General features: G+C 73.2%; 23 protein-coding genes. 17 read left to right on the forward strand and 6 right to left on the reverse strand.

The features are described 5' to 3' along the window. The first annotated feature begins 1 nt into the window (after position 1). From HNR22_RS05145 to HNR22_RS05200, 12 genes are read left to right on the forward strand one after another with little or no spacing between them, the layout of a single operon-like run. A complete protein-coding gene (locus HNR22_RS05145; RefSeq protein WP_179779319.1) occupies positions 2 to 484 on the forward strand; it encodes a phage tail protein in 483 nt (160 codons plus the stop codon). Continuing rightward, on the forward strand, positions 459 to 1,964 hold the full coding sequence (locus HNR22_RS05150) for a hypothetical protein (RefSeq protein ID WP_179779320.1): 1,506 nt from the start codon (positions 459 to 461) through the stop codon (positions 1,962 to 1,964). The genes HNR22_RS05145 and HNR22_RS05150 overlap by 26 nt, the downstream gene beginning before the upstream one ends. After that, positions 1,964 to 2,848, forward strand: a complete 885-nt coding sequence (locus HNR22_RS05155) for a CIS tube protein (RefSeq protein WP_179779321.1) — start codon at positions 1,964 to 1,966, stop codon at positions 2,846 to 2,848. The genes HNR22_RS05150 and HNR22_RS05155 overlap by 1 nt, the downstream gene beginning before the upstream one ends. Then, positions 2,845 to 4,437, forward strand: a complete 1,593-nt coding sequence (locus HNR22_RS05160; RefSeq protein ID WP_179779322.1) for a contractile injection system protein, VgrG/Pvc8 family — start codon at positions 2,845 to 2,847, stop codon at positions 4,435 to 4,437. The genes HNR22_RS05155 and HNR22_RS05160 overlap by 4 nt, the downstream gene beginning before the upstream one ends. Beyond that, the gene (locus HNR22_RS05165) at positions 4,437 to 4,775 is read left to right on the forward strand and encodes a hypothetical protein (protein ID WP_179779323.1); all 339 of its coding nucleotides are present in this window, start codon (positions 4,437 to 4,439) and stop codon (positions 4,773 to 4,775) included. The genes HNR22_RS05160 and HNR22_RS05165 overlap by 1 nt, the downstream gene beginning before the upstream one ends. Beyond that, positions 4,772 to 5,206 (forward strand): GPW/gp25 family protein, encoded by a 435-nt coding sequence (locus tag HNR22_RS05170; RefSeq protein ID WP_179779324.1) that lies wholly within the window; start codon positions 4,772 to 4,774, stop codon positions 5,204 to 5,206. The genes HNR22_RS05165 and HNR22_RS05170 overlap by 4 nt, the downstream gene beginning before the upstream one ends. Beyond that, positions 5,203 to 7,854: a putative baseplate assembly protein gene (locus HNR22_RS05175; RefSeq protein ID WP_179779325.1), complete on the forward strand. Its 2,652-nt coding sequence runs from the start codon at positions 5,203 to 5,205 to the stop codon at positions 7,852 to 7,854. Before HNR22_RS05170 ends, HNR22_RS05175 begins: the two co-directional genes overlap by 4 nt. Continuing rightward, the gene (locus HNR22_RS05180; RefSeq protein WP_088948417.1) at positions 7,835 to 8,350 is read left to right on the forward strand and encodes a phage tail protein; all 516 of its coding nucleotides are present in this window, start codon (positions 7,835 to 7,837) and stop codon (positions 8,348 to 8,350) included. The genes HNR22_RS05175 and HNR22_RS05180 overlap by 20 nt, the downstream gene beginning before the upstream one ends. After that, the gene (locus HNR22_RS05185; protein WP_179779326.1) at positions 8,347 to 9,273 is read left to right on the forward strand and encodes a carbohydrate-binding protein; all 927 of its coding nucleotides are present in this window, start codon (positions 8,347 to 8,349) and stop codon (positions 9,271 to 9,273) included. The genes HNR22_RS05180 and HNR22_RS05185 overlap by 4 nt, the downstream gene beginning before the upstream one ends. Next, positions 9,270 to 9,731 carry a hypothetical protein gene (locus tag HNR22_RS05190; RefSeq protein WP_179779327.1) on the forward strand — a complete coding sequence of 154 codons (462 nt, stop codon included), beginning with the start codon at positions 9,270 to 9,272 and terminating at the stop codon, positions 9,729 to 9,731. The genes HNR22_RS05185 and HNR22_RS05190 overlap by 4 nt, the downstream gene beginning before the upstream one ends. A 32-nt stretch (positions 9,732 to 9,763) precedes the next feature. Continuing rightward, positions 9,764 to 10,519: a hypothetical protein gene (locus tag HNR22_RS05195; protein ID WP_179779328.1), complete on the forward strand. Its 756-nt coding sequence runs from the start codon at positions 9,764 to 9,766 to the stop codon at positions 10,517 to 10,519. Between the two features lie 36 nt (positions 10,520 to 10,555). Then, positions 10,556 to 11,233 carry a hypothetical protein gene (locus tag HNR22_RS05200; protein WP_246380685.1) on the forward strand — a complete coding sequence of 226 codons (678 nt, stop codon included), beginning with the start codon at positions 10,556 to 10,558 and terminating at the stop codon, positions 11,231 to 11,233. A gap of 33 nt (positions 11,234 to 11,266) precedes the next feature. On the opposite strand, the gene HNR22_RS05205 is transcribed toward HNR22_RS05200, so the two are convergent. The 6 genes from HNR22_RS05205 to HNR22_RS05230 are packed head-to-tail and all read right to left on the reverse strand — an operon-like array spanning position 11,267 to position 17,216. Continuing rightward, complete coding sequence (locus HNR22_RS05205; RefSeq protein WP_179779329.1) at positions 11,267 to 12,169, reverse strand: DUF6807 domain-containing protein; 903 nt, start codon at positions 12,167 to 12,169, stop codon at positions 11,267 to 11,269. Then, positions 12,166 to 12,816 carry a hypothetical protein gene (locus tag HNR22_RS05210; protein WP_179779330.1) on the reverse strand — a complete coding sequence of 217 codons (651 nt, stop codon included), beginning with the start codon at positions 12,814 to 12,816 and terminating at the stop codon, positions 12,166 to 12,168. The genes HNR22_RS05205 and HNR22_RS05210 overlap by 4 nt, the downstream gene beginning before the upstream one ends. Continuing rightward, the gene (locus tag HNR22_RS05215) at positions 12,800 to 13,699 is read right to left on the reverse strand and encodes a carbohydrate ABC transporter permease (RefSeq protein ID WP_179779331.1); all 900 of its coding nucleotides are present in this window, start codon (positions 13,697 to 13,699) and stop codon (positions 12,800 to 12,802) included. The genes HNR22_RS05210 and HNR22_RS05215 overlap by 17 nt, the downstream gene beginning before the upstream one ends. Then, positions 13,699 to 14,682: an ABC transporter permease subunit gene (locus tag HNR22_RS05220; protein WP_179779332.1), complete on the reverse strand. Its 984-nt coding sequence runs from the start codon at positions 14,680 to 14,682 to the stop codon at positions 13,699 to 13,701. The genes HNR22_RS05215 and HNR22_RS05220 overlap by 1 nt, the downstream gene beginning before the upstream one ends. A 31-nt stretch (positions 14,683 to 14,713) precedes the next feature. Beyond that, positions 14,714 to 16,066, reverse strand: coding sequence for an ABC transporter substrate-binding protein (locus HNR22_RS05225; RefSeq protein ID WP_179779333.1), 1,353 nt, complete (start codon positions 16,064 to 16,066; stop codon positions 14,714 to 14,716). 19 nt (positions 16,067 to 16,085) lie between these two features. Next, positions 16,086 to 17,216, reverse strand: a complete 1,131-nt coding sequence (locus HNR22_RS05230) for a substrate-binding domain-containing protein (protein ID WP_179779334.1) — start codon at positions 17,214 to 17,216, stop codon at positions 16,086 to 16,088. A 237-nt stretch (positions 17,217 to 17,453) separates the two neighbouring features. Between HNR22_RS05230 and HNR22_RS05235 the strand changes: the two genes are divergently transcribed. From HNR22_RS05235 to HNR22_RS05255, 5 genes are read left to right on the forward strand one after another with little or no spacing between them, the layout of a single operon-like run. Continuing rightward, positions 17,454 to 18,782: a Gfo/Idh/MocA family protein gene (locus HNR22_RS05235; RefSeq protein ID WP_179779335.1), complete on the forward strand. Its 1,329-nt coding sequence runs from the start codon at positions 17,454 to 17,456 to the stop codon at positions 18,780 to 18,782. A 24-nt stretch (positions 18,783 to 18,806) separates the two neighbouring features. Next, entirely contained in the window at positions 18,807 to 20,240 is a 1,434-nt protein-coding gene (gene uxaC / locus HNR22_RS05240; protein ID WP_179779336.1) for a glucuronate isomerase, read from the forward strand. A 55-nt stretch (positions 20,241 to 20,295) separates the two neighbouring features. Further along, the gene (locus tag HNR22_RS05245) at positions 20,296 to 21,600 is read left to right on the forward strand and encodes an enolase C-terminal domain-like protein (protein WP_179779337.1); all 1,305 of its coding nucleotides are present in this window, start codon (positions 20,296 to 20,298) and stop codon (positions 21,598 to 21,600) included. Further along, a complete protein-coding gene (locus HNR22_RS05250) occupies positions 21,591 to 23,084 on the forward strand; it encodes a mannitol dehydrogenase family protein (protein ID WP_179779338.1) in 1,494 nt (497 codons plus the stop codon). Before HNR22_RS05245 ends, HNR22_RS05250 begins: the two co-directional genes overlap by 10 nt. Further along, positions 23,074 to 24,285, forward strand: a complete 1,212-nt coding sequence (locus HNR22_RS05255) for a Gfo/Idh/MocA family protein (RefSeq protein WP_343059690.1) — start codon at positions 23,074 to 23,076, stop codon at positions 24,283 to 24,285. The genes HNR22_RS05250 and HNR22_RS05255 overlap by 11 nt, the downstream gene beginning before the upstream one ends. Positions 24,286 to 24,317 lie beyond the last annotated feature (32 nt).

Consider the following 24,317-nt stretch of genomic DNA (forward strand, 5'->3'; position numbering starts at 1 on the left):
CATGCCCACCACCGCCACCCCGCAGCCCGGGGCCCCGGTCGACCCGTACCGGGCGTACAACTTCCGGTTGCTCATCAACGGCGTCACCAACGGCCACTTCACCGAGATGACCGGGCTGGAGGTGAACATTCCCGGCCAGCCGTACCGGGAGCACGGCCTCGGCCGGATGCGGATGGTGCCCGGTCAGGCCGAGTACGAGCCGGTGACCCTGCACTTCGGCCTCACCGCCTCCCGCGAGCTGTGGGACTGGGTGAACGCCACCGCGCAGGGCACCCTCAACCGGCGCAATGTCTCGGTGGTGCTGCTCGACTCGGTCGGCACCGCCGAGGTGCTGCGCTGGAACCTGATCGACGCCTGGCCCACCCGGTGGCGTGGCGCGCACCTCAACACCCTCAGCCACGAGATCGCCATCGCCTCGTTGACCCTGCGCTACGAGGGACTGGAGCTGGAGACCGGCGGTGCCACCGCGCCGGCACCCGCGTAGCTGGCTGGCCGGCCGGCTGCGCTCGGCCGCCGGGGCGGTGCAGCGCCTCGCCGGTCGGGTCGAGCCCACCGGCCATTTCCCGCAACGGCCGCCGTCGGACGCACCGGCGGCCGCGCCACGCCGCTTCGGGGAACCCCCGCGGCACTGGCTGGACCTGGTCGCCGCTCACGCCCCCGGCCTGCTGCGCGACCTGGACCTCGACGCGTCTCCGACCGACGCCGGACAGATCCGGGGCCACGACGACCAGGAGGACGACCCGGCGACAGCCGCCGTGGCGCCGGCCCCGCCGGACGGGCCGATCCGGTGGGCGGACGGGCCGACCCGGTGGGACACGGCGGATCGAGGCGGCACGCCGGCCGGGGAGGGCACCCGGCGATTTGCCGGCACTGACGGATTCCGCGCCGGTGGCACCGGTGGCGGGTTCGGCGACACCGCCGGCACCAGCCGGACCGACGCGGTCACCCAGGCCGATGCTCGGGGTGATCGTGGCCTGTGGGCACCCGGTACGCCGGGCAGCTTCGGCGTACCGGGCGGCACCGCCATGGCCGGCGGCGTCGAACCCGTGTACGGCACCGGACGCGCAGGCAGCCACGCAACGGTCGGCGACCTCGGAACGGCGGGCGGACACGGCACAGCAGGCCAGCACGGCACCGGCGCCACGGCGACCGGCGTCGACGGCAGGGCGATCGACATCGACGGCAGGGCAACCGGCGTCGGCGGGCCGCGCACGGCGGACAGAGACGGCAGGTCGGGCGGATCCCGGTCGGCGGGCGGGACCGCGGACGGCGCGACTGATGGCATGGCGAGCGGCAGCGGCGGCGGCGTTGGCGGTGCCTCCGACGCCACAGAGACTCCCGGAGGACCCGGCGGGGACGCGCCTTTCGCGCCGTCGGATCGGCGCATGCCGGGCCGGATGTGGGACGGTTGGCGCCTCGCCTCACCGTTTTCACGAGGCCCGGCGACCGCGTCGGCCAGAGCATTCGGGCCGGTGCCACGGAGCGACACCCCGGCCGTACGCGGAGACGGGCTGAGCAGGGCGGTCGACCGTCCCCTCGCCCATGGGGAGTTCCTGGACAATCTCGATCCCTCCAGCCCCACCTCCACCGCCGACGGCACGGGACGGGGCGGGCTCGCGGCTGTCGAGGCAGCCGACAACGGTCCGTGGCCGGCGCTACCCGGCGAACGGACGTGGCCCGAACAGCACACCGGCTCACGCCCCGGACAGCACCGCGACCAGCACGCCGGGCACCCGGGCCGCTGGTGTGACGGCGACGTCGCAACGGTCGGGGCCGGGATCGGCTGGCCGACTCGCGATCCGGGCGGCGGAGGATGGCCGGTGAGCAGTGCGTTCGGACCCACGGCACGGACCACCGACCCGTGGCCGGCGCTGCCCGACGACCGCACGTTGTGGACGGTGCCGGGTGACGCCCTGGACGCCGCCCAGCTCGGTCGACTGGACCGGGAACAGGCGGGCGACTGATGGAACGCGTCGCCTTCCTCATCGACTCCTCCGGGGAGCGGGTGGACTGCCTGCTCAACCCGGAGACCGTGCAGGTGACCCGGCTCGCCGGCGTACGCCGTCGGGGTGTCGCCGGTGGGCAGCTCACCGGGTCCGGGCTGGCCGACGACCCCCTGGTCTTCACCGGCGGCGGCCGCACGGAGCTGGTGCTCGACCTGCTCTTCGACGTCGACTTCATCCAGGCGCAGGTCCGTCCCGCCGACGTGCGGGTGCTGACCCGTCCCCTGTGGATGCTGGCGGAGAACTCCACCGCGGAGCACGGGTGGCTGCGGCCACCGCTGGTCCGCCTGGTCTGGGGCAAGACGTGGAACGTGCCCGGTGTGATCATCGCGGTGGCGGAGCGGTTCGACGCGTTCACCGGCACCGGGTCACCCCGACGTTCCTGGCTGCGGCTGAAGCTGGTCCGGTCCGCCGAGACGGCCGATCAGGCGGAGGCCGGCTTCGCCGAGGAGCTGGCCGCCGCGAGCACCCCGACAGCCGCACCGGGCGGCGCGGTGATCGCCGCCGGCGACGGCGCGGCCGAGCCGGGCCGTTCCGGGGTGCGCTTCGACCTGCTGGCCAACGACGCGCTCGGCTCGCCGCTGCGCTGGCGTCTGCTGGCCGAACACAACCGGATCACCGACCCGCTGTCGGTGCCGGCCGGCACCACGCTCGCCGTGCCACCAGCCGGCGCGCCGAGCGGCGGTGGATCGGTGGTGGGTGCGGTGACCGGCGCCGCGCAGGCGCTGGCCGGAGCGGTGGGTGCCGGCGCGTCGTTCGTCGGAGCCGCCATCGCCACCGCGCCCGCCGCCTGGTGCCCGACGGGCCCCACCGCCGCCAGCACCAACCCTGGGGGTACGCCGTGACGAGCGTGGCGCCCCGGGCGTTGATCGTCCTGCTCGACGGCGTCGAGCTGGCCGGCGCGGCCCGTCAGCGGGTCCGTTCGCTGCGGGTGGCCGCACGGCTCGACCAGCCCACCCAGGCCGAGCTGGTGCTCGCCACCAGCGCCGGGACCGGCGCGTTCGACCCGGCGGTGCGCCCCGGGACGACCCTCGACGTACGGCTGGCCGATCACGCCGACGCGCTGTTCGGCGGGGAGGTGACCGCCGTGGAGGTCGAGTACGCCGCCGACGGCGCGGCGGTGCTGCGGCTGCGGGCGTACGACCCGCTGCACCGGTTGCGCAAGCGGCAGGGGTTGCGGGTCTTCACCTCGGTGACCGCCGTCGAGCTGGCCCGGGAGCTGTGCGGCGACGTGGGGTTGGAGGTGACGGCCGAGGTCGACGGTCCACGGTTGGAGCGGCTGTTGCAGCACCGGCACAGCGATCTGGAGCTGCTGCGCGAGGTGGCCGGTCGGGCCGGGCTGCACCTGGCCGCCGACGGTGACGGGATTCGGTTGGTCACCCTCGCCGGTTACGGGGAGCCGGTCGCGTTGACCCTCGGCGCGGGCGTGCACACCCTGCGCCTGTCCACCAACGCCGACCAGGCCAGCGGTGCGAGCGTGGCGCTGGGCTGGCACCCGCAGCGGGCCGAGGTGATCAGCCAGCAGGCCGACGACGCGCGCTGCTGTCGACCCGCCGACGACCGCCCGGACCCGGCCGACGTGGGTGCCGACGGGGTGCGCACCGCCGTCGACCAGCCCGGCCGCAGCGACGACGAGTTGGCGGCGCTGGCCCAGGCGCGACTGGACACCCGCGCGGCGGCGCTGGTCACCGCCGAGGGGGTGGCCGAGGGCGATCCGACGCTGCGGCCGGGCCGGCGGATCGCCCTGACCGGTGTGCCCGATCCGGTCGCCGGGGCGTACGTGCTGACCGAGGTGGTGCACACAGTGGACGGCAACGGGCACCTGACCCGCTTCTCCACTGTGCCGCCGGTCGCCCCACCGACCCCGGCCGGCGGCACTGTGGTCACCCTGGGCACTGTCACCGACGTCGGTGACCCGGACGGGCTGGGCCGGGTCCGCCTGACGCTGCCGGCGTACGGGGACCTGGACGCCGGCTGGCTCGCCGTGCTCTGCCCCGGCGCGGGGCGGGGCAAGGGCCTGGTGGCGCTCCCGGACCCGGAGGACACCGTGCTGGTGGTGCTGCCCGGCGGCGAGCCGGCCTCGGGCATCGTGCTGGGTTCGCTGTTCGGCGCCGTCGAGCCGTACGACGCGGGCATCGACGACGGTCGGGCGCGGCGCTGGACGCTACGCACCGCCGGCGGGCAGTCGATCGTCGTCGACGACGTGCAGCGCAGCCTGCGGCTGGCCACCGAGGGCGGCAGCTATCTGGAACTGACCCCCGACCTGGCCACGCTGCACGCCGCGTCCGACCTGGTGATCTCCGCACCCGGCCGGGCCATGGTGGTGCGCGCCCGCAGCGTGGACTTCCTGCACGCCGAGTCGACCGAGGACCCGACGACCGCGGCGAGGCAGGCCCGTTCCCTCGCCCGTGCCCACCACGAAGGAGGCGGCTGATGCGCTGGATCCACCGTGACTCCGTGATCACCTGCGACCACGACGGCCGGGTCGAGAACCGGCCCTCGCAGCAGTGGGTGACGGTGACCGCCGTACCCGTGCTCGTGGACGACGACCCGGAGGGTCGCGACATCTTGGCCTGCCCCAACTACGGCCCGACGATCAAGCCGTGCGGTAGGACGGTGAACGTCCGCGTCGGCTACAGCGACTGGCTGCGGGTCGACGGGCACCGGGTGGTGCTGTCGCACCTGGAGGGGTTCACCGACGGCACACCGCCGGGGCTGGTCCACCACACGGTGCGGGACCCGGCTCAGGGGTTCCTGGGGGCGGACCGATGAGGGCCTTCCGTTTCGTCGGCGCCGGCTTCGACGCCGGCCGGGGCGGCGGGCTGGCGCTCACCGCGGCCGGCGGTCTGGCGATGACCGAGGGCGACGAGAGCGTACGGCAGGCGTTGTTCCTGCTCCTGTCGACGACGCCCGGCGAGCGCCTGATGCGACCCGGGTACGGCTCCCGGCTGCACCGGTTGGTCTTCGCGCCGAACGACGACACCACGGCCGGCCTGGCCATCCACTACGTCCGGCAGGCCATCGCCCGCTGGGAGCCGCGGGTCGAGGTGATCGACGTGGACGCCGGGCCGGACCCGGACGACGCGTGGCGGCTGGTGATCCGGTTGGACTACCGGGTGCGGGCCAGCCTGACACCCGGGCAGCTGGTGTTCTCCGTGGATCTGCTCCTGGTCGACGAACCCGCGCAGGGAGGACCCTCATGACGCTGCCCGTGCCGCACCTGGACGATCGCGGCTTCCTCGACCTGGTCACCGAGGCCCGGGAACGGATCCGGCAGTCCTGCCCGGAATGGACCGACCTGTCGGCGCACGACCCCGGCATGGCGCTGGTGGAGGCGTTCGCGCACCTCACCGAGGTGATGATCTACCGGCTGAACCAGTTGCCGGAGAAGGCGTACGTCTCGTTTCTGAACCTGCTCGGGGTCTCCCGGCACGCGCCCACGGCGGCCTGGGCGGACGTCCGGTTCACCCGCAGCGGCACCGACCGCGGCGCGGTGCGGGTCCCGGCCGGTCTGCGGGTCGCGGCGGCCCGGGGCGCCGACCCCCGGCCGGTCGTGTTCGTCACCACCGAACCGGCGCTGCTGCCCGCCGGCGAGGAGTCGGTGACGGTCCGGATGCACCACTGCGAACCGGTCGAGGCGGAGCTGCTCGGCGTGGGCACCGGCCAGCCGGGTCAGGTGCTGCGGGCCGCCCGCGCTCCGCTGACGCACACCGCCGAGGCGCTGGACCTGCTGCTCGGTGTGGAGGTGCCGGCCGGCACTGTGGAGCTGGGCGCGGCGGCCCGCGAGTACGACGGCCGCACGTTCGAGATCTGGCGACCGGTGGACAGCTTCGCCGGGCTCGGGCCGCAGTCCAAGGCGTACCTGGTGGACCGCTGCTCGGGGACCGTCACCTTCGCCCCGGCCCTCGACCTGCGACCCCCCGCCACGCCGGGCGGGGCCGCGCCGGCCCCGGCGAGCGGGTCGACGGCGGTGACCGTGGCGGCCGTGCCGCCGGCCGGGCGGCAGATCCGACTCTGGTACCGCGCCGGTGGTGGGCCCACCGGCAACGTGGCGGCGGGCACGCTGACCAGTCTGCGCGATCCGCTACCCGGGGTACGCGTCGACAACCCCACGCCGGCAGCCGGCGGCCGGGAGATGGAGGCGCTGGAATCGGTGCTGCTGCGCGGCCCGTACGAGTTCTTCGCGCAGCAGCGGGCGGTCACGGCCCGCGATTTCGAGGTGCTCGCCACCAGCTCCGGCGCGGTGGCGAGGGCCCGGGCGTTCACCCGCGCGGCGGTGTACAGCTTCGCCCGGCCCGGCGAGGTGGAGGTGGTGCTGGTCCCGTACGTGCCGCCGACGGCCCGCCCCGGTGGCCGGCTGCCGGTGGCGGTGCTGCGTGAGCACGAGGTGCCCGAAGCGCGGCGTCGGGTCGAGGCGGACCTGGAGGAACGCCGGATGGTCGGGATCCGGTCCCGGGCGACCTGGGCCCGCTTCAAGGCGGTGTCGGTACGGGCCCGGGTGGTGGTCCGGCGCGAGGAGGACGTGGACGCGGTCCGCAGTCGAATCCACGACCGGCTGCACCAGACGTTGAGCCCGTTGCCGACCGTGCTCAACCCGACGGGCTGGCCGTTCGGGGAGCCGCTGCGGGCGTCCAACGTGTACCGGCTGCTGGAGCACGCCGAGCCGGGCGTGCGCTACGTCGAGTCGGTGCGGTTCGTGGTCGATGAGGCGCCCGACGCGGAGGTCCGCGCCCTCGCCGTCGACCAGTACCAGCCCCGCACCTGGTACGCCGGTCGCGGCCCGGTGCTGTTCCGTTCCAGCAACGGCGGCGCGGGATGGGAGCCGGCGGGCCGCTTCGACGGCGAGACGGTGCTGCGGGTGGCGCCCGCGCCCGCGCCGGTGCGGCCGGGCATCGTCGCGCGTCCAGGCTCGGTGGCCGTGGTGACGCTGCGCGCATCCGGCGGCTCCCGGGTGCACCTGAGCACCGACCTGGGCGAGACCTGGTCGCTGCTCACCGACCTGGACTCCCGGATCTCGGACGTGGCCTGGCTGGACCGCGACGGCGCGGGCGCGCTGCTGGTGGCCACCGACACCGGCCTGTACGAGGTGTCGTTGCTGCCCGGCGCGGTGCCGTTGCAGATCCTGGTCGACCCGTCGGACGCCGACCGGGGGTTCTACGCGGTGCGCGCGTTCGTCTCGGAGCGCGGCGCGCCGGGTGTGGCGGTGGCCGCGCAGGCCAGTTTCGGGGTCTACCTGTCGACCGCCGCCGGCCGACCCGGCAGCTTCACCCACGTCGGCTTGTCCAACGTGGACAACCGGGTCCTCGCCGTGCAGTACGACGGCCCGGCGACCCTGCTGTGGAGCGGCGCCGGCGAGCCGGACCCGAAGAAGCCCGGCCAGGGCTGCCACCGCACCCGGCTGTTCGAATCCGACGTGAAGTGGCAGACCATGCAGGCCGGCTGGATCGGCGGGACCTGCCGCGACCTGGCGTTCGCCGGGCCGCTGGCGGTGGCGGCCACGCAGAGCGGCGGGGTGCTGCGGTTGGACACCCTGGCCGCGCAGCCGCAGTGGCAGTCGGTGTCGGTCAACTGCGGGCTGCCGCTGCGCGACCGGACCCGCTTCGTGCCGGTCGACGCCATCGCCGTGAGCGGCCCGACGGCCGGTGGCGCGGCCGGCGGGCCCGGTGCGGCGGAGCGGCTGATCCTGGCCGGCGGCGAACGCGGCGTGTACCGCAGCGCCGGGGCCGTCGACTGGACGCCCAGCGCCAACCAGGCCACCGCCGACGTGGTGACCGTCCCGGACACCTGGCTGCTCTGCTCCGGCGAGCACAACATCGAGGTGGTGCGCCAGGATGCGACGCTCGGCGATTGAACGGCTGCTGCCCGCCGCCTACCAGCGGGCCTGTGTGCCCGGCAGCGTGCTCTGGACGCTGCTGGACGTGATGGAGGCGCTGCACGCCCCGGACGAGGCGATCCTCGCCGAGGTGGACGCCCTGTTCGACCCGTACCGGGCGCCGGACGGGCTGGTCGTGCGCCTGACGCGGTGGGTGGCGATGGACCACGTGGTGGCCTCGCCCCGGCCGGACACTCCCCTGCCGCTGCCGGTGGGTCGGCTGCGTGACCTGGTGGCCAACGCCGCTCTGCTGGCCCGGTGGCGCGGCACCCCGTACGGGATGCGCAGAGCCCTCGAACTGGCCACCGGGTTGCCGGGTTTCGCGATCGACGAACCCGACGAGCAGCCCTTCCACGTCGTGGTGCGGGTGCCGGCGGCCGCCGCCGGCCAGCTCACCGTGATCACCCGCATCGTCGAGGCGGAGAAGCCCGCCTCGACCACCGTCGAGATCGTTCTCGAAGAGGAGTCGTCATGACCACCGAGTGGGCGGTCGTCGCCGCCGCCGAGCAGTTCACCCTCGACCCGCACAACAGCGGCGAGCTGACATTCACCGTCTCCAACCCGGGCACCGCACCGGACACCGTGGTGTTCGACGTGGCCCCCGGCGACGGCTCCCAGCGGGCGTGGTTCACCGTCGCCGAGCCGCAGCGGGTGGTCCCCGGGCAGGGTTCGGTGTCGTTCCTGGTCAAGCTCGCCGTGCCGGCCGGCACCCCGCCCCGGCGCTACGACATGACCGGCTTCGCGTACTCGGCGAACACCGCGCCGGAGGAGAGCTCCCGCTCCAGCGGCCGGGTCACCTACGAGGTGCGGGCGGTCGCGCCGCCACGGCGTACCCCGTGGTTGTGGATCGCCGCGGCGGTGGCGTTGGTGCTGGTGGTGGTGACAGTGGGGGTCGTCCTGCTGACCCGTGACGACTCGGGCCCGGGCGAGCCGCGGGTGGTCACCGTCGAGGCGGAGAGTCTGGTGGACGCCGCGGTGGTCACGTCGCCGCAGAACAGCAAGGCGGCAGTGGGTGCGCAGCCCAACTGCTGCGGGGTGACCTGGTCCGGGGACAAGCAGCTGTTCTTCACGGGGCTGGCGATCGGCGATCAGGTCACCGTGACGGTGCAGATCCCGGCCGACGGCACCTGGCGGTTCGCCACGGTACGGACCACGGCCCCCGATTACGCCAACACCGTCTTCACCATCGACGGCAACCAGGTCGGCGGCACCTTCCTCGGCTTCACGCCGAAGGTGCAGAAGACAGAGTTTCTGGACGTCGGAACGATCCGGCTGGCCAAGGGGCCGCACCAGGTCACGCTGCTGGTGATTGGCAAGACGCAGGGCACGAACTCCTACTTCGCCGGGGTGGACACGATCCGGTTCACCGAGGTCGTGGCGCAGGCCGTGGCGCGATGAGCGGCCGGCAGAAGGCGCTGCTGGGGCTGCTCGCCGTCCTGCTGGTGGCGCTGTTCGTGGTCGCGGTCGGCGCGGGCGGGGGCGACCGGGGTGACCCGGACGCCCGGCACGGGTTGGTCGACCGGTTGGGTGCGCTGGGCGGCGAGCGCGCCGCGGTGGACCCGGCCACGGTCAGCGCCGACTGCCTTGTCGAGGCCGGCCGGCTGGTCTTCTCCGGCGGTTGCGTGCTGCGGGTCGCCGACCCCGGCGGGTTACGCACCCTGGTGCTGCGTAGCGCGGCGCGGTTCACGGTCGTCGCGCCCGCTCCGGGCGACGCCGACCTGACCATCCGCGACGAGGTGGAGCCCGCACCGGACGGCACCGGCGCGGTCGCGAAGGTCGCCGTGGACCAGGCCACCGAGGTCGGTGTGCGCTGTCCCGGCCTCGGTTCCTGCACGGTCGTCGTGGCCACGTCCTGACCGGCTCGTTCCGATTCGAGAGGAGTGCCGCCGTGGGTGACCTGCGCAAGCCGTTCCTGCTGCTGGCCATGCTCGCCATCGTCCTGGCGATCGGCGTGGAGCTGGGCGCCGGGCTGCTGCTCGGCGGCGCCGACGCCGGCGCGGCCCTCGCGGACAGCGCCGGAGCGCTGGACGTCGAACTCGACGACGTGTCCGGGGTCAGCGAGCCGTCCGGTCGGGGCACCGGCTATCTCGCGTTGATCGACGCGGTGGCGGTCTGGAGCACCGGGCTGTTCTGCCTGGGCCTGCTCCTGCCCGAACGCGTCCAGGGCCGGGTGCAGGGCGTCGCCGGCCTGATCTTCTCGATCATCCTGATCATCGTCGGGCTGGTCGCGTTGGTCATCGCGTTCGTCGAGCTGATGATCATGGTGTCGTTGTTCCTGGCCGCCCCGTTCGGCACACTGGCGTACCTGGCCCTGTGGGGGTTCTTCCCGGTCGGCGAGGCGGCGGTGCTGCTCGGGCTGGTGCTGCTGCTCAAGCTCGTGTGGGCCGGGCTGCTGGTGGCAGCCCAGCCGCGATTCCTGCAGAACAAGGGTCTCGTGCTGCTGATCCTCACCACACTGCTGTGCACTGTCGTGCTGGAGTTCCTGCACAACCTGGTGCCGGTGATCCTGGTCAGCATCGTCGACGACGTGGCGGCACTGGTCTTCGCGATCATCGCGATCATCTGGGGGCTGGTGCTGCTGATCGGCTCGATCCCGGCGATCGTCAAGGCCATCCGGGTCACCGCCGCCCTGCCGGCCCGTTGACGTTCGCGGGATCGGCAGCGCCCGGGTGGATTGTCTGTGACCCTGACGGCCGCGGTCGCCGTCCTCGCCGCCTACGTGACCGACGCGGGTGTCTGGGTGATCAGCCTCCTGGTGATCTGCCTGATGGTGCTCGGTTTCCGCGCGTACCGGTCGTCGCAGACCCGGCGGGTGGTGGCGGTGCTGTGGGACCTCGGCACCTTCTGGCCCCGAACGGTCCACCCGTTCGCGCCTCCCTGCTACGCCGCCCGCGCCGTTCCGGAGCTGGCGAAACGGGTCACCGGGCTCACCGCGTGGGGGCCGGTGGTCCTCTCCGGGCACAGCCACGGCTCGGTGCTCGCCGCCGCCACCATCCTGCAACTACCCCCGCCCGTGCTGGCCAGGGTCTCGCTGTTGACCTACGGCTCGCCGCTGCACCGCACCTACGCCCCGGCTGTATCCGGCGTACCTGGGGCCGGAGACGCTCTGCGACCTGGGTGGGCGGATCGGGTGGCGGTGGCGCAACCTGTGGCGGGAGACCGACCCGATCGGCGGGCCGATCTTCCCCACCACCCCGGACGGGCCGGCCCCCTGCGCCGACCCGGGGGCAGGGACCGTCGACATCCGGCTGCGCGATCCCCGCAACCTGACCATCGACCCGGCGGACACCGTCCCGCCTCCGATCGAACGGCACTGGCCGTATCACACCCAGGCCGCGTACCAGGTGGCGGTGCGTGAGCTGGCCGACCGTTCCGACTGACCCAGCGCCGGTCACCGGCCGTCCGGCACCGCCGCGACCAGGTTCGCGACCCGGCCGCGGTCGAGCGTCCCGTCGGCCACCCAGACCCGGTACCGGCCGTGCCGCGTCTCGCCGGCGGTTACCACGGCCGGCCGGTCGAACGCGAACGCCACGCAGACCCCCGGATACATCCCGGTCCGCACGAACCACCGGTCGCCCGGCCCGAGACCGGCGAAGACCAGGGTGTACGCCCCGCCGCCCGGCTCGGTCCCGGTCAGCGCGAGCCACGGCGCCGCGCTGCCGTTGACGCTCTCCTCCCCCGCCGCGTCGGCGGTGAACACCGTTGGTTCCCCGTCGGCGGCGGCCCGCCAGAAGAACCCGCCGTAGCCGGCCCCGCCGGGGCGACCGTTGGTGGCCGGGCTTCCCAGGCGCACCTCCCGGTCGGCCGGGGCGGTGAGGGCGGAGTCGAGGTCGAGCCGCCAGGCGTCCGGTGTCGCCGTCGACACGGTCAGCTGTCGCCGCTCGCTCAGCAGCGTCCGGCCGGACGGGTCGCGCCACCGGAGGTCGTGCGCGTACCGGCCCGGGGACCGCTCGACGTCGCCGACGTGCGCGATCCGCCCGTGGTCGTCGCGCCAGGTGTAGCCGACGTCGCGCACGTAGGTGCGCCCACCCCAGAGGTTGGTGCCGTTGACGTCCTGCACGGCCAGGGAGGCCCCGAGGTGCCACACGTGGTCGGCGGGCAGCGCGTCGGTGACCACCGTGCCGGCCAGGGTGCGTACCGGGTGCAGGTACGGCCGGGGCCCGTGCCGCGCGTCCAACGCCGGGTCGAGCACGTACCGGGCCACCTCCGTCCCGCCGACCAGCAGCCGGACCGGCTCGCCGGTCGTGGTGGCCTCGCCGGGCTCGGCGGCCCGCGCCGGACGATCGGTGGTCATGGCAGCTCCGGGTGGGTGGGAACCGGAGCGGCGCCCGTCGCGAACCGCTGGCGGCCGGCGACGGCGTGCAGGGCGGCCACTGTGTAACCGGCGAGGATCGGCACCGCGGCCGGTGTGACCAGCACCGCGAGCAACGCGGCCAACGCGGTGACGCCGGTGAGCGCGGCCCAGCGGGTGGGCGCGTCGAGGCAGGCGCGGGCCGCGGACCGGGCCGCCGCCCGCCACCGCCCGCCCCCGTTGCCGCCCACCTCGACCACGACCAACCCGGCGTACCCGGCCAGGCCGGCCGCGACCAGTGCCGTCACCAGCAGCGCCACCGGGCCGCCCGGCACCCGGCCGGTGGCCAGTGCCGCCAGGTCGGCGGCGAGGAGCCCGGCCACGGTGAGCGCGAGCAGACTGACCGGCGCGCCGGGCAGCACCGAGCGCCCGAACCGGCGCACTGTCGTCCGCGCCGACGGCCAGCTGCCGGTACGCGTCCAGTCGTGCACCGCCGCGCTGGCCGTGCCGACCGCCGCCCCGGCGGTGACCAGTGGAACCGCCGCCAGCACCAGCAGGATGCCGAGCAACGCCAGGTCGGCCGCGTCGCGGGCGACGTCGCGCCAGTCCCGCCGCTCGCCGGCCTCCTCGGGTTCAGCCCTTGATGCCACTGGTGTTGATCCCCTCGACGAGCATCCGCTGGAACGCGACGAAGAACAGGAAGACCGGCAGCAGCGACAGCACCGACATGGCGAACATCGGGCCCACCGCGCTCTGGCTGGTCGAGTCGATGAACAGCGTCAACGCGACCGGCACTGTGTAGTCCTCCAGTTGGGACAGGAAGACCAGCTGGCGGAAGAAGTCGTTCCAGGTCCAGATGAACGAGAAGATCGCCGTGGTGACCAGCGCCGGGCGGCTCAGCGGCAGGATGATGTGCTGGAAGATGCCGTACGGGCCGGCGCCGTCGATCCGGGCCGCCTCGTCCAGCTCGCGCGGCACACCACGCATGAACTGCACCATCAGGAAGACGAAGAACGCCTCGGTGGCGAGCAACTGCGGGATGAGCAGGGGCAGGTAGGGCCAGTCGCCGCCGACAAGCCCCAACGTCCGGAACAGGATGTACTGCGGCACGATCAGGACGTGCTGGGGCAGCAGCAGCGTGCCGATCATCACGGCGAACCACATGCCGCGCAGCCGGAACCGCAACCGCGCGAAGGCGTACGCGGCCAGCAGGCAGGAGAGCCCGTTGCCGACGACGGTGAGCAGGCTGACCATCGCGCTGTTGAGGAAGAACCGGCCGAAGCTGACGTCGAAGTTGGACCACCCGGCGGTGTAGTTGCCCGGGGTGAACCGTTCGGGCAACAGCCCGAGGTTGTTGACGATCTCCTCCTGGGACTTCACCGAGGTCCCGATCATCCAGAACAGCGGGTAGAGCACCACGGCGACGATCGCCACCAGGATGAGCAGCCGCAGCACCGGCCGGCCGCCGGGCCGTCGGCGCGCGTTCGGCGGCGCTGTGGTCGGCGCCGCGCTCGTCGGGGTCACCGTCACCATCACCGGTCCTCGCCGTCGGAGTAGTGCACCCAGAACCGTCCGGTGCTGAAGAAAACAGCGGTGATCACCGCGATGGCGAGCAGGAACACCCAGGCCATCGCCGAGGCGTAGCCCATGTCCAGCTCGGTGAAGCCGGTGATGTAGAGGTTCAGCGTGTACATCAGGGTGGAGTCGACCGGGCCGCCGGTGCCGTTGCTGAGCACGAACGCCGCGGTGAAGCCCTGGAAGCCGTTGATGGTCTCCAGGACCAGGTTGAAGAAGATCACCGGAGAGAGCATCGGCAGGGTGACGTTGCGGAACTGGCGGAACCGACCGGCGCCGTCGACGGATGCGGCCTCGTACAGCTCGGTGGGCACCTGCTTGAGGCCGGCCAGGAAGATCACCATCGGCGCGCCGAACTGCCAGATGGCCAGCACCATCAACGTCTCGAGGGCCCAGTCCGGGTCGTTGACCCACGGCTTGCCCTGGATGCCGAAGAGGCTCAGCAGCGAGTTGAACGCGCCGTCGCGGTTGAACATGTTGACCCAGACGATGGCCAACGCGACGCTGCCGCCGAGCAGCGACGGCAGGTAGAACAGCCCGCGGAACAGGCCGACGCCGCGCCAGGCGCGGTTGAGCAGCAGCGCCACACCGAGCGCCGCGGCCAGCTTCAGCGGCACGGCGATCAGCGCGAAGGTCACTGTGACCCGCACCGCGTGCCAGTACGACGGGTCGGCGGTGAACATCCGTTCGTAGTTGGCCAGCCCCACCCACTGGACCTCGGAGAAGGGGGTGAGGATGTCGTAGTTGGTGAAGCTCAGGTACAGCGACAGCAGCATGGGGACCGCCGTGACACCCATCAAGCCGATGAGCCACGGCGACAGGAAGACGTACCCCGCCAGACCTTCGCTGTGCCGGAAGCGCCCGGGCCCACGCCTTTCGGTGTGGGCCCGAACGGATCCGGGGCCGCGTCGGGTCGGGTCGGGCGCCGTGGTCAACGCCACGAACAGCTCCTCTCCTCGCCTGGTGAGGCGGTCAGGCGATGGCGGACTTGCAGGCCTCGATGAACTGGGCGGCGGCCTCGGCGGTGGTGGCCCGGCCGTACTGCGCGTTCTCGGCGGCCTTGATCAGCTCAGAACGCACCTTGCTGTGTCCCTTGATCGGCACCTGCGGTGACTTGCCGAACTTCTGGGTCAGCTCCGCCTCGACGGCGATGGACTGCTTCATGGCCGGGTCGGTGGTGTCGTCGCTGACCACCCGGCGCAGGTCCTGGTTGGACGGCAGGCCGCGGTCGGTGCCGAGCAGCTTGACCGCCTCCTGGTCGTTGTTCAGGAAGTTGATCACGTCGACCGCGACGTCCTTGTTCTTGCTGCCCTTGAACACCGACCAGTACATCGAGGCCCGGGCCCACTGCGCGCTCGGGTCACCGGGGTAGGCGACGACGCCCAGCTCGTCCTTGGTGTTCTTCTTCAGGTCCGGCATCTGGTTGGCCCAGACCCAGGAGGTCGCCGACTTGCCGGTGACCACCAGTTGCTTGGTGATGTCGCTGGAGTTGCCCTCGTGGATGACGTCGGCGGTCGGGGTGGCCTTGCGGTCCCGGGCTCCCTTCCACAGGTCGAGCCACCTGGTCACGTCCTCGGCGGTGAAGCCCAGCTCGGAGCCCTTGTAGAGGTCCTTGCCCTGTTGCCGGAGCCAGACCCAGAACGCCTTGTAGTCGGCGCTCGGGTCCTGCGTGCCGGGCACCTTGGTCTTGGCGGTGACCTGCTCGGCCCAGGCGATGTGCTCCTCCCACGACATTCCGGTGGTGGGCTCGGGCAGGTTGTTCCTGGTCAGCAGCGTCTTGTTGTAGACCAGGCCCTGGGTGTTCTCCCCGGCGGCCAGGCCGGCGAGTTTGCCGTCGACCACGCCGTACTGCCAGAGACTCTCGGGGAACTTGGAGGTGTCCAGCTTCCCGGACTTCTGGTACGAGGTCAGGTCGAGCGTGGTGTTGCGGGCCGCGTACTCGGCCAGGTAGTTGTCGTCGATCTGGAACAGGTCCGGCGGGTTGCCGCCGGCGGTGAGGGTGGCCAGCTTGTCGAAGTAGCCCTGGTTGGCCTGCCAGGTCTTCTCGAACGTCACGTTCGGGTGCTTCTTGGTGTAGAGCGCGAGGGCGTCCTCGGTCAGCTTGGCCCGGGCGTCGCCGCCCCACCAGAAGATGGAGAGCTTGACCGGGGCGTTCGGGTCGGCCGCGCCGCCGCCGTCGTCGTCTCGGCAGGCGGCGGCTCCGAACATCAGCGGCGCGGCGACCGTCACGGCGAGCAGGCCGCGCAGCAGGCGCCGCCGAGGCAGCGCGGTACGGTGATTGCGCCCGGCAGGCGCGTCAGTGGTGGGGGGCGTTGCGGGGTGCATGTGCGCTCACTCCTCGGCATTAGGAGGCGACGGCGTCACCGGTGGCCGCGGTCGGGATGCCCGGGCCCGCAGGGCAATGCGGGTCCGGGCCAGGCGGCGCGGCCAGGGGACGTGCCGGTCGGGCGTACGGGCCCGGGCCGGTCGAGTCGCGGATGACCAGGTCGGTCTGGAGCATTACCTGTGCGGTGGTACGACGGACGCCGAGCGCCGTGCCGGCACCGAGCCCTCGCGCGCCGCGCGGTGATTCGGTGTCCTGTTGCAGCAGCATGTCGACGGCCGTCCGGCCGGCGGCCCCGGTGGGTGTGGCCACCGTCGTCAGTTTGGGCCGGGTGAGCCGGCTCAGGGCGATGTCGTCGACCCCGACGACGCTCACCTCCTGCGGCACCCGCACCCCGAGCGCGTCCAGCCCCTCGATGAGGCCGATCGCCATCAGGTCGTTGTAGGCGAGCACGGCCGACACACCGCTGCGCCGCACCTGCTCGGCGATGGCGGAGCCGCCGGTCTCGGTGGGCGCGTTCGGGCCGAGCAGTGTCAGCTCCGCGCCACCCGCTCGGGCGGCCGTGCCGGCGGCGCGGCGCATCTCCCGGTTGGTCCACGAGCTGCGCGGGCCGCCGAGCAACGCGATGCTGCGGTGCCCCAGGCCGATCAGGTGCTCGATCGCCGCCCGGGCGCCCTGCCCGACGTCCATCAGCACGCAGGGCAGGCCGGTCACCTGTCGGTTGACGACCACCAGCGGCACCTCACGGCTGAGCTGTTCGATCAGGCTGTTGCTCATCCGAGGACTGCACAGCAGGACCCCGTCCACCTGCTTGGCCAGCGCGTGGACCAGCTCCTCCTCGGCGGTCGGATCCTCGTTGGTGTCGGCCACGAAGACGTGGTAGTCGCGGTGCCGGGCCTGACTCTCCGCCGCCTTGATCAGCGGCGGGAAGAACGGGTTCGCGATGTCCGCGATGATCAGCCCGATGTTGTGTGTACGCCCGGTGATCAGGGCCCGAGCGGCCCGATTCGGCCGGTAGCCCAGATCCTCCGCGCAGGCCAGCACCCGGACCCGGGTCTCCGGGTTGACCAGGTGCGGAGCGGAGAAGGTGCGGGACACGGTGGAGATGTGCACACCGGACGCCCGAGCGACGTCCCGGATGGTGACTGGCACGGCGGCCCCTTCGTCCGATGTGGTGGTGGTCACGTGGGTGTGGCCATTAATGCAAACGGTTGCGCCAGTGTCAACGGTGGATGGTTACGGCTTTGTTGCACCCACACTCCTCTTGGTGAGTTGCTGCCCCGCAAACACGGATATTTGCCGCCGATTGCGTCACCGTCGTTGACGCAGTCGGATCGATCGTGATTACTTCACTGCAAACGTTTGCAGGATCACCGGGGAGGCGACCGCATGTCACCGAGAGTCGACGGCCGGGTCCGGTACGCCGTCGTGGGCACCGGCGCCCGGGCGGAGATGTTCGTCCGCGCCCTGGTGCTCGACCACGCCGACACCACCGAGCTGGTCGCGTTCGCCGACGTCAACCAGGCCCGGATGGACGCGCACAACCGCTGGCTGGCCGAGCTGGGCCACCGCCCGGTGCCCACGTACCCGGCCGGTGACTTCGCGGCCATGCTGGACAAGGAGCGCGTCGACGTCGTCCTGGTCACCAGCGTGGACGTCACCCACGACGAGTACGTGGTGGCCGCGCTGCGCGCCGGGCGGGAGGTCGTCACCGAGAAGCCGATGACCGTGGACGCGCCGCGCTGCCGGCGCATCCTGGACGCGGTCACCGAGACCGGCGGTCGGGTGACGGTCGCGTTCAACTACCGCTACAACCCGCTGCACGAACAGGTCCGCCGACTGCTCGCCGAGGGCGCCGTCGGTGAGATCGGCTCGGTGCACTTCGAATGGCTGCTCGACGTACGCCACGGCGCCGACTACTTCCGCCGCTGGCACCGCGACAAGGCCACCTCCGGCGGGCTGATGGTGCACAAGGCCAGCCACCACTTCGACCTGGTCAACTGGTGGTTGGCCGCCACCCCCGTCGAGGTGTACGCGGCCGGGCGGCTCTTCTTCTACGGCGAGGACGGCCGCCGGCACGGCTACGCCCGCGACTACGACCGGGCACACGGCTCCCCCGCCGCCGTCGACGACCCGTTCGCGCTGCGACTCGACGCCCACCCCCGACTGCGTGAGCTGTACCTCGACGCCGAGGCCGAGGACGGCTACCAGCGCGACCGCAACGTCTTCGCCCCCGGCGTCAGCATCGAGGACGACATGGCGGTGCTCGCCCGCTACTCCACCGGCGCCACGATGACCTACCACCTCACCGCCTACGCGCCCTGGGAGGGTTACCGGGTGATGGTCAACGGCAGCCGGGGCCGGCTGGAGCTGGAGGTCACCGAGAACGACTTCGTCGACCGGGGCACCGCGGGTGCCGTCAAGGGCGCCGCCCTGCACGGCACCGAGGCGCCGGCCGAGGGCGGTGGAGCGACCCTCACCCTGCGCCCGTTCTGGCAACCGCCCCGACAGATCCCCGTCGAGGGTCGCAGCCGGCACGGCCACGGTGGCGCGGACGCCCGGATGACCGGGGTGCTCTTCGGGGGTCAACCCGACCCCCTGGACCGCGCCGCGACCGCCGACGACGGCGCGTTGGCCCTGCTCACCGGCCTGGCGGCCAACCGGTCCTTCGAGACCGGTCAACCGGTCCGGGTCGCCGACCTGCTCACCCCCCGCTGACCTGGAGACGAGGAGCCCATCCCCGTGCCGACGTTCGACCACACCGACCTGCTCCTGCCGCCCGAACCGGGCCAGCGCGCGCTGGCCCGGGAGCTGTACGCCCTCGCAGCGGAGCAGCCCATCATCTCGCCGCACGGGCACGTCGACCCGGCCCTGCTGGCCGAGGACCGACCCTTCCCGGACCCGGCGCAGCTGCTCATCGTGCCCGACCACTACCTGACCCGGATGCTGCTCAGTCAGGGCGTCCCCCCGTCGGACCTGGGTGTGCCAACCCGCGACGGCAGCCCGGTGGAGACCGACGGCCGGGTGATCTGGCGACGCTTCGCCGCGCACTGGCACCTGTTCCGGGGCACCCCCTCGCGGCTCTGGTTGGAGCAGACCTTCCGCACCGTGTTCGGGGTGCACACCCCGCTCGGCCCGGCCACCGCCGACGCCCTCTACGACGAGATCGCGGCCCGGCTCGCCGAACCGGACTTCCGGCCCCGGGCGCTGTTCGAGCGGTTCGACATCGAGGTGCTCGCCACCACCGAGTCGCCGCTGGACGACCTCGGCCAGCACGCCAAGCTCGCCGCCGACGGCTGGGGCGGGCCGGGTGGCCGGGTCGTCACCACCTTCCGCCCGGACGACGTGGTGGACATGGAGTTCGACGGCTGGTCGACCAACGTGGAGCGGCTCGGTGAGCGGGCCGGCGAGGACACCGGCACGTACGCCGGTTACCTGGCCGCGCTGCGCGCCCGACGCGCCGCGTTCATCGCCGCCGGCGCGACGTCCTCCGACCACGGCCACCCCACCGCGCGCACCCTGGACCTGACGCCGGCCGAGGCCGAGCGGCTGTACGACCGGGGCCGGCGCGGCCAGGCCGACGCCTCCGACGCCGAGGCGTTCCGCGCGCACATGCTGGTGGAGTTCGCCCGGATGTCACTCGACGACGGCCTGGTCATGCAGCTGCACCCCGGCGCGGTGCGCAACCACAACCGTTGGCTGCACGCCCGGCACGGCCGCGACGTCGGCGGCGACGTCCCGCAGGCCACCGAGTACGTGCACGCGCTCGCCCCACTGCTGGAGCGCTACGGCAACGACCCGCGGCTGCGGGTGGTGCTCTACACCCTCGACGAGGACACCTTCACCCGGGAGCTGGCGCCCCTCGCGGGCGGGTACGCCGCGCTGCTGCTCGGCGCGCCCTGGTGGTTCCTGGACTCCCCCGAGGTGCTGCGCCGGTTCCGGGAGACGGTCACCGAAACCGCGGGTTTCTACAACACCACCGGGTTCGTCGACGACACCCGGGCGTTCTGCTCCATCCCGGTACGCCACGACGTCGCCCGTCGGGTCGACGCCGGCTTCCTGGCCCGGCTGGTCGCCGAGCACCGGCTGCCGATGGACGAAGCCGCCGAGACCATCGTCGACCTGGCGTACCGGCTGCCCAAGCGGGTCTTCAACTTCGAGCGGAACGGCCGGTGAGCGCGAGGAGTGCAGCGCAGCGGAGCCCCGCAGTCGCGAACGAAAGGCAGGCGCAGTGAGCATCACCATCACCTCCGTCGAGGTGCACGACGTGCGGTTCCCGACCGCCGCGCGGGGCGACGGCTCCGACGCGATCAACCGGGGCGACTACTCGGCGACGTACGTGGAGCTGGGCACCGACGCCGGCCCGACCGGCGCGGGGTTCACCTTCACCAACGGCCGGGGCAACGAGATCACCTGCGCGGCGGTCCGCGCGCTCGCCCACCACGTGCGGGGGCGCACGATCGAGGAGATCACGGCCGAGCCCGTCGCGTTCTGGCGCTCGCTCAGCGCCGACGTGCAGCTGCGCTGGCTGGGCCCGGAGAAGGGCGTCATCCACATGGCGACCGGGGCGCTGGTCAACGCGGTGTGGGACCTGCGGGCCACGATGGCCGGCAAGCCGATGTGGCGGTTCCTCGCCGAGCTGCCCACCGACGACCTGGTCGCCAGCGTCGACTTCAAGCACATCAGTGACGCGCTCACCCCGGACGAGGCGACGGCGATCCTCGACAAGGGACGCGGCGGCCTGGCCGACAGGTTGGCGACGCTCGAACGGGACGGCTTCCCGTCGTACACCACGTCGGTCGGCTGGCTCGGCTACCCCGACGACAAGGTGCGGGCGCTGACCCGGCAGGCGTACCAGGACGGCTGGCGGGCGATGAAGATGAAGGTCGGCGGCCCGCTCGCCGACGACCTGCGGCGGGCCCGGATCATCCGGGAGGAGATCGGCCCGGACGCGCTGCTGATGATGGACGCCAACCAGGTCTGGGACGTCGACGAGGCGATCACCGCGATGGCCACCCTCGCGGAGGTCGACCCGTACTGGATCGAGGAACCCACCCACGCCGACGACATCCTCGGCCACGCCCGGATCGCCCGCGCGGTGACCGAGCTGACCGGCGGCCGGTGCCGGGTGGCCACCGGTGAGGTGGCCGCCAACCGGGTGATCTTCAAGCAGTTGTTGCAGGCCGACGCGATCGGCGTGATGCAGATCGACGCCTGCCGGGTCGGCGGTGTCAACGAGGTCCTCGCCGAGCTGCTGCTGGCGGCGAAGTTCGGGGTGCCGGTCTGCCCACACGCCGGCGGTGTGGGCCTCTGCGAGTACGTCCAGCACCTGGCGATCTTCGACTACCTGCGGGTGGGCACCGGCCTGGACGGTCGGATGGTCGAGTACGTCGACCACCTGCACGAGCACTTCGTCGATCCGGTCCGGACCCGCGGTGGCCGCTACCTGCTGCCCGAGCGTCCGGGATACAGCGCCATCATGAAGCCGGCGTCGATCGCCGAGTTCCGCTTCCCGGACGGCCCGGCATGGCGGTGACCGTCGGCGCCTCCCGGCTCGGCCTGGGCATGCTGCGCCACCTGCCCGCCGAGGCCCGCCCCCTGATCCGGCCGGGCACCGTACCGACGGGCATCGTGCACCTGGGCCTGGGAGCGTTCCACCGGGCACACCAGGCCGTCTTCACCGAGGCGGCGGTCGGCGCGGCCGGCGGCGACTGGGGCATCATGGCCGTCGCCCCCCGCAGCACCGCGATGGTCGAGGCGATTGCCGCCCAGGACAACCTGTTCAGCGTCAGCACCCTCTCCGCCGCCGGCAGCGCCACCCGGGTGGTGGGCGCCCTGAGCGGCGTACGGCACGCGCCGAGCGACCCGGACGCCGTGGTGGCGCTGCTCGCCGACCCGGCGGTACGCGTGGTGACCCTGACCGTCACCGAGAAGGCGTACCAACTCGACCCGGTGACCGGCGAGCTGTCCCCGGACCTGGCGCTCGCCGCGGACCTGGCCGGCGGCCGACCACCGACCACGGTGCCGGGGCTGCTGCTGCGCGGGCTGGCCGCGCGGGCCGCCGCGGACGCCGGGCCGGTGGCCCTGGTGAGCTGCGACAACCTCCCGGCCAACGGCCGGCGACTGCGCGGCATGCTCGACCAGGCGGTCGGGCGTGCCGACGGGGTGCCCGCCGGGCTGGTCGAGTGGGTGGCCGCCAACGTCACCTGCCCGGGGACCATGGTGGACCGGATCGTGCCGGCCAGCACCCCGGAGACGATCGAGGCGGCACACCGGGTGCTCGGCGTGACCGACCTGGCCGCGGTCGCCGCCGAACCGTACGCGCAGTGGGTGATCGAGGACGAGTTCCCCGGCGGCCGGCCCGGCTGGGAGCACGCCGGGGCGGTGCTCACCGACGACGCCGGCCCGTGGGAGCGGCTGAAACTGCGCACCCTCAACGGCGTGCACTCGGCCATCGCGTACCTGGGCGCGCTGGCCGGTCGGGAGACCATCGCCGAGGCGCTGGAGATCCCGCACCTGCCCGACGTACTGCGCCGGCTGATCGCCGAGGACGTCGCGGCCAGCTTCACGCCGCCGGACGGGGTCCGGGTGGTCGACTACGGCGAGCAGGTCCTCGCCCGGTTCGGCAACCCGGCGATCCACCACCGCACCCTCCAGGTCGCGCTGGACGGCTCGCAGAAGCTGCCGCAACGCGTTCTGCACACCATCGCCGACCTGCGCGCGGCCGGCCGGTCCGCGCGCTGGGGCGCGCTGGTCGTGGCGTCCTGGTTGCGCTTCGCGCTGGGGTACGCCGACGACGGGCACCCGTTGCCGTTCCAGGACCCCCTCGCCGGGCCGATCCGCGCCGCGCTGGACGCCGGTGCGCAGAGCCCGGCGGGCGCCGTCGACGCGCTCTTCGCGCTGCGCGAGGTCATCCCGGTCGAGGTCGCCGAGGACGACGAGGTCCGCGCCGACGTGATCGCCTGGTTGACCGCGCTGGAACGACACGGCGTCGAGGCCACACTGGCTGGTGCCCGGTGAACGGGCCGACACTGGCCGGTCGGTGGTGAGCGGGGTGGCGCCGCCCCGGGTGGCGGTGATCGGGGCGAACGGGCACGGCCGGTGGCACCGGCGGGTGATCGCCCCCCTGCACGCCGCCGGGCGGTTGCGGCTGGTCGCCCTGGTCGACGTCCGACCGGTGGAGGATGATCCGGCAGCGCCGGTGCCACCCGGGGTCGAGGTGTTCACCGACCACCGGGCGATGCTCGCCGCCACCCGGCCGGAGGTGGTGGTGATCTGCACGCCACCGCACACCCACCTGGCGATCGCGCGGGACGCCCTGGCCACCGGCGCGGACCTCCTGTTGGAGAAACCGCCGGTGTTGTCGCTGGCCGAGCACGAGGAGCTGGCCTGGGCGCTGACGGCCGCCGGCCGGGTGGCGCAGGTCGGCTTCCAGGCGCTCGGCTCGGCGGCCCTGACCGCGCTGACCGACGCGCTGGCGGCCGGCCGGCTGGGCACCGTCACCGGCATCTCCACCGTCGCCGCGTGGCAACGGCCGGACGCCTACTACGCCCGCTCCCCGTGGGCCGGTCGGCGAAGCCTCGACGGCCGGCCGGTGCTGGACGGCGCGCTGGCCAACCCGCTCGCGCACGCGGTGATGCAGTGCCTGGCGGTCGCCGAGGCGCTCGGTGGGGCGACGCCCTGGCCGGTGGCGATCGAGGTGGAACGCTACCGGGTCCGCCCGATCGAGGTGGAGGACACCGCCGTGCTGCGGGTCCTGTTCCGCGCCGGCCCGCCGGTGCTGGTGGCGGTGACCCTGGCCGCTGAGGAGTTCGTGGCGGGCGAGGTGGTGGTGACCGGCACGGCGGGTCAGGCGGTGCTGGAGTACCCGACGGACCGGTTGCGGCTGCCCGGGGACGTGGTGACCCGCCGCGTCCCGGGGCGGGTGGGGTTGCTGGAGAACCTGCTGGCGCACCGGGACGACCCGGCGGCGGTGCCGCTGATCGCGCCGCTGGCCCGCACCGCGCCGTTCACCGCGCTGCTGGACGCGCTACGGGTCGCCCCCGAGCCCCGGCTGCTCGACGGCGACCTGGTGACCGTCGTCGGTGAGGGCGGGGACCGGGTTCGCCACCTGCGGGGCGTGGTCGACGTGCTGCGTCGGGCGGCCGAGCGGGGGGCGCTCCCCAGCGAGCTGGCGGTGCCGTGGGCGGCGGCGGCGTACCGCGCCGAGTTGACCGGATAGCCGGAGAACAAACCCACACCACCAGGGAATGG

It is taken from the genome of Micromonospora jinlongensis, assembly GCF_013410645.1.
GTDB lineage: Bacteria > Actinomycetota > Actinomycetes > Mycobacteriales > Micromonosporaceae > Micromonospora > Micromonospora zamorensis.